This is a genomic window from Acinetobacter sp. P37, from assembly GCF_057480965.1.
In genome coordinates this window covers 1-887 of sequence record NZ_JBLIYY010000048.1, presented here as the reverse complement: position 1 = coordinate 887, position 887 = coordinate 1, and the positions used below count along the sequence as shown (strand labels likewise).

Here is an 887-nt window from a genome sequence, read left to right as displayed (position 1 = left end):
TTTTAAAGTTGTATATCATGAAATTATTAAAAATATTGAGTTTAGTTTGCTTAAGCATAAGTATTGGGGCTTGTGCTGAGCATAGTATGAGTCGAGCAAAAACAAGTACAATTCCACAAGTGAATAACTCAATCATCGATCAGAATGTTCAAGCGCTTTTTAATGAAATCTCAGCTGATGCTGTGTTTGTCACATATGATGGTCAAAATATTAAAAAATATGGCACGCATTTAGACCGAGCAAAAACAGCTTATATTCCTGCATCTACATTTAAAATTGCCAATGCACTAATTGGTTTAGAAAATCATAAAGCAACATCTACAGAAATATTTAAGTGGGATGGAAAGCCACGTTTTTTTAAAGCATGGGACAAAGATTTTACTTTGGGCGAAGCCATGCAAGCATCTACAGTGCCTGTATATCAAGAATTGGCACGTCGTATTGGTCCAAGCTTAATGCAAAGTGAATTGCAACGTATTGGTTATGGCAATATGCAAATAGGCACGGAAGTTGATCAATTTTGGTTGAAAGGGCCTTTGACAATTACACCTATACAAGAAGTAAAGTTTGTGTATGATTTAGCCCAAGGGCAATTGCCTTTTAAACCTGAAGTTCAGCAACAAGTGAAAGAGATGTTGTATGTAGAGCGCAGAGGGGAGAATCGTCTATATGCTAAAAGTGGCTGGGGAATGGCTGTAGACCCGCAAGTGGGTTGGTATGTGGGTTTTGTTGAAAAGGCAGATGGGCAAGTGGTGGCATTTGCTTTAAATATGCAAATGAAAGCTGGTGATGATATTGCTCTACGTAAACAATTGTCTTTAGATGTGCTAGATAAGTTGGGTGTTTTTCATTATTTATAAGAATTAGAAGTTTGAGGTTAATCTATT

The 887-nt window shown here is 36.6% G+C and carries 1 protein-coding gene; it reads left to right on the top strand.

Annotated elements, in window-relative coordinates; translation table 11 throughout:
* The first annotated feature begins 17 nt into the window (after positions 1-17).
* The gene (locus AC25JC_RS17315) at positions 18-860 is read left to right on the top strand and encodes a carbapenem-hydrolyzing class D beta-lactamase OXA-58 (protein ID WP_002002480.1); all 843 of its coding nucleotides are present in this window, start codon (positions 18-20) and stop codon (positions 858-860) included.
* Positions 861-887: the final 27 nt, after the last annotated feature.